This is a genomic window from Leptolyngbya cf. ectocarpi LEGE 11479 (assembly GCF_015207065.1).
GTDB lineage: Bacteria > Cyanobacteriota > Cyanobacteriia > Phormidesmidales > Phormidesmidaceae > Leptothoe > Leptothoe ectocarpi.
The window spans coordinates 1-4,081 of the sequence record NZ_JADEXP010000466.1; the positions used below are offsets into that span (position 1 = coordinate 1).

4 protein-coding genes are annotated in these 4,081 nt (G+C 48.5%); 3 read left to right on the forward strand and 1 reads right to left on the reverse strand.

The annotated features are described in order from the left end of the window. From IQ260_RS28420 to hpsE, 3 genes are all read left to right on the forward strand, one after another. On the forward strand, nt 1–236 hold a 236-nt coding region (locus tag IQ260_RS28420; RefSeq protein ID WP_193996433.1), incomplete at its 5' end, for an NfeD family protein. An 82-nt stretch (nt 237–318) separates the two neighbouring features. Further along, a complete protein-coding gene (locus tag IQ260_RS28425; RefSeq protein WP_193996434.1) occupies nt 319–552 on the forward strand; it encodes a hypothetical protein in 234 nt (77 codons plus the stop codon). A gap of 344 nt (nt 553–896) precedes the next feature. Further along, entirely contained in the window at nt 897–1,886 is a 990-nt protein-coding gene (gene hpsE, locus IQ260_RS28430) for a hormogonium polysaccharide biosynthesis glycosyltransferase HpsE (RefSeq protein ID WP_193996435.1), read from the forward strand. Between the two features lie 60 nt (nt 1,887–1,946). Here the strand turns inward: hpsE and IQ260_RS28435 are convergent, their stop codons facing one another. Beyond that, a complete protein-coding gene (locus IQ260_RS28435; protein WP_193996436.1) occupies nt 1,947–3,674 on the reverse strand; it encodes an ATP-binding protein in 1,728 nt (575 codons plus the stop codon). Nucleotides 3,675–4,081: the final 407 nt, after the last annotated feature.

The following is a 4,081-nucleotide window of genomic DNA, read 5'->3' on the forward strand; positions in this document are numbered from 1 at the left end:
TTGTTATAGAAACCATCAAACCAGGTAAAGCTGGCCGCATTAAAGTGCATGGAATTTTCTGGCCTGCTCGTTCAGTAAGTGGAATGCACCAAGCTATTCCAACGGGCACAGATGTCTCAATCATAGCCCGAGATAACATCACCCTACTGGTGCATCCAGTTACTCCTCTTTTTCCAATACCACCCCTTTATCCATTAGCTCAAGGAGCTATCAATACACTTGATCAATCCGCCTAATCAATTTCATCATCGATGGCCATTGTTTATCTAACAATGGTCATCCGGCCTTTTTACTTGAACTTATGAATCCAACGTTGTCATGAAACGTACAAGTCGCCATATGCCATTTTTTCATTTACTTGGTCGAACGAGCCAGATGTTCTTTATCGCATTGTTTTGTTTTCTAGTCGCTTGCTTACTTATAAGATTCATTACGAATGATTCTCTTGCAGTGATTTTACTGACGGAAACAATTCCTTGGTTTGCTAAAGGTGCATTAACAATTGGTTGTGGCTTTTCTATTGTTTCTATTTTAGAAGCAATTCGCCCATAGCCTGAGTTGGCTGAGTCACTTGAACTTTGAACTCAAGACAATAGATTTGTTTTTTATGCTGGACTTGCAAGCAGTTACATATCGTATTGCCTAATGACTTGAACTGACTATCAGAAGTAGGGGCTGATGGTCAATTTAGCGTCCAAAAAGTTGCCGAATGCAAGGCTTTTGGGATCGAAACCTTATAAAAGTTAGGTCGTGATAAGAGGCTTACCTAATGTTCTATTCTTAATCTTATCTTAGCCTACGGAGCATATCCTGAGCGTAATGGCTATAGGGATATTTCGGTTTTATTTAGGGTATATTTTTGGACTAAATGGGAGGTGTGTTGTGCTCTCTGTGCTGTGGTTGACTTTTCTGTTGTTATTTGTACTTATAACGGTGAGCGGCGTTTGCCTCCACTGCTCGATCGATTACGATCTCAACTCACCCCTGTCTCCCTAACCTGGGAAATCCTCATTGTCGATAACAATAGCCACGACCAAACGGCCCAGTGTGTTCGCACCTATCAAAACCAGTGGCCTACTGCTAGCATACTTCGGTATACCTTTGCCCCCCGTCAGGGTCTAGCCTACGCCCGCCGCTGCGCCATGCAGACCGTGACTAGCGAGCTGGTGGGCTTTCTAGATGATGACACCCTGCCCGCCAATGACTGGGTGGCCCAAGCCCATAGGTTTGGGCAGCGCTATCCCCAGGCAGGGGCCTACGGTAGCGCCCTGGCAGGACAGTATGAGAGCACCCCTCCGGAAGGCTTTGAGCGCATTGCCAGCTGTTTAGCCGTGATTCAGCGTGGCGATAAACCGTTTCAATACCCGGCCAAACAGGGAGTGTTACCCGCCGGGGCTGGCATGGTGATCCGACGTCGGGCTTGGCAGCTGTGCGTTCCTCTAGACCCCGCGCTTACCGGTGTCTGTGGCAAGAGTCTAACGGCCAAAGGAGAAGACGTCGAAACCCTGAGCTATATTCGCCGAGGGGGCTGGCCCATCTGGCATAACCCCCAGATGCGGCTAACCCATGTAATCCCGGCAGCTCGGCTGCGGCCTATCTATTTGCTCCACCTGTTTCAGTGTATCGGCGTTAGTCGCTATCGGTTACGCTGGGTGCGCTATTCTCCCTGGCAGCGCCCGTGGATGTTGTTGCTCCATAGTCTGAACGATCTGCGCAAACTAGCCACCCATGTGTGGCACACGAAACAACTACATCCCACAGACATTGTTACCGCCTGTGAGCGCACATTGTTGATCCATAGTCTCCTGAGTCCCCTTTGCGAACTGCCGGTGGGACCGATGTTGACCGGGCTCAGCACAAAAGCCTCTTGGAAAAAATCGCCATAGCAGAGTCGCTCTCTTTTCTACTGACAGTCTTCTACCAAGAATCTACGAAACCGTAAACTATTAAGATTTGAGTAACGGCAGCTTGACGGTAACCGTTGTTCCAGAGGCCGCATCAGAGGTAATGGCAAACTGTCCTTGATGGGCCGTTATAATCCTTTGAACGATAGCCAAGCCCAAACCATTGCCGTTAGATTTGGTGGTAAAGAAAGGAGTCATAATCTTTTCTAAAACCGCAGGCGGAATAGGATTTCCCCGGTTGTTAATCTGCACCGTGAGATAGTCTGCCTTGGACGGGTGGGTAATCTCCCAGGTAATGATCTCACCAGGGGCAACTGCCTCACAGGCGTTGGTAATGAGATTGATAAAGACTTGCTTAAGCTTGTCAGCATCCGCCGACACAATGGTCGCAATGGGGTTGGCATTAAACTTAATGACCCGGTCTCCTACGGCAGGATGGGACTGGATAGACTTTAATAAGTCCAAGCTCCACTTATTTAACTCTAGGGGTTTGCAGTTAAGGGTTTGGGGTTTTGAGAACAGCAGAATTTCATTGAGCAACCGATTTAAACGCTCAGCTTCTTCTAAGGCCATGTTCAACCGAGCTTGGAAGCGACCATCTAGCTCTAGTTTCTTAAAACTAGTTAGCCCCATCATAATTGTGGTGAGAGGGTTACGAATCTCATGGACAATCATAGAGGAGAGTTCTCCCAGTTCGGCCAGGTGAGAGAGTGCTTTTTGGGCTTTGGCTTCGGCCTGTTGACGATCGGCGTCCAGACGTTTTCGTTCGCTAATATCCCGCACCATGGCTAAAATGCACTGGTGCCCTTCGAAGTCAATGGGAGCAGCCGAAATCTCAGCGGGTAGCCGCTCCTGAGACTTGGTCAAACAGGTGAGTTCATCCGTCCAGCCTTGCCCGGTACGAAAAACAGATTGGGCAAATTGAATTAGGGCAGGCATTTCATCGGGATGTACCTGGGAAATTTTGATGGAGTTGAGCAGTTCTTGGCGAGAATAGTTCAGCAGCTGCGTTGCGCGAGGATTTGCTTCTAAAATTCGATCCTGGGCCGGATCGATGACAAAGATGGCATCGTTTGAACCCTCAAAAATTTTGCGAAAGCGATGTTCTAAGGACGCGTGGGCGATGCTTTCCATCTGTAACTGGGCCGAGACCCGCTGTAGCTCAGCGCGATAGTGGCCTAATTTTTGGTTTAGCTGCTGGTTAACGGCAATCAGCTTTCCCTGACGTAGTTGAATAGATGGGACAGTGGCTGCAGGCCAGCTTTGGGCAGGTCCACAGCAGCGATCTAGCTCTATGGCCATGGCGGCCTGGGTCGCCATCAGGCTCAATACTTGCTGGTCTTCAGGCTGAAAAGGTTCAATGGCGGGTCGCAGGGCTAACAAAATGCCACAGCAGCGACCCTGGGGCGTTGTCAGCGGTACCCCACAGTAGGCCACAACTAAAGCCGGTAGCGTGTATATTCCCAACCCTGGAATTTTCTGGGCTACGATATTCTCAGTTAGGGCCGCCCAACAACCGGAATTTTCCGGCTCACCCGGCTGTAAATCTGGACTCACAATAAAGTGATAGCCTCCAGACTGCGAGGGTTGGCCCAGCATTACCCGGCTGGCTCCGACGCCATGGCGCAGCACTGAGACCAGTTCCTCCATATAGGCATCTATATGGCCAGCTCTGTAGCGTAATGACGACAGCGCTGACAACCACCTCGACTGAATTTGATGACTGGGAATACAGGCAACCTGAATCTGAGATTCATTCGTGAAATTCATAGCATCATTCAGATGAGATTTGCCAGAATTTTAGATGAGTAATCCCTGAGAATCTATGATTCAAATCATGTTTGTTAAGAATCTTGAAAACCTGACATCGCTTAGATCCATCCTACTGGGGAATAAAGATTCAATCAGGCTTTATTTTTTGGGCGCAGAGGCGATCCATTTTTTGAGCGTAGAGGCGCTCTATGGACCGCCTCTACATCCCTCCCACAAATTCAACGTCTAAATAAGGCTACTTTTACCAAATCTAACAATCAATCTTTACGTAGCCAGTCTTTAATTTTATGCTCATCATGCTAGCGTAAGAATATGTTGATTTTAGAGTACAAGGTCAAGGCAAAGCCTCAGCAGTTTGCCGCAATAGATGAAGCCATTCGCACGGGTCAGTTCGTGCAGAACAA

Bases quoted from the DNA above. Each gene is read 5' to 3' on its own strand.
- IQ260_RS28425 (WP_193996434.1), top strand. From the start codon at position 319: ATGAAACGTACAAGTCGCCATATGCCATTTTTTCATTTACTTGGTCGA.
- IQ260_RS28435 (WP_193996436.1), bottom strand. From the start codon at position 3,674: ATGAATTTCACGAATGAATCTCAGATTCAGGTTGCCTGTATTCCCAGT.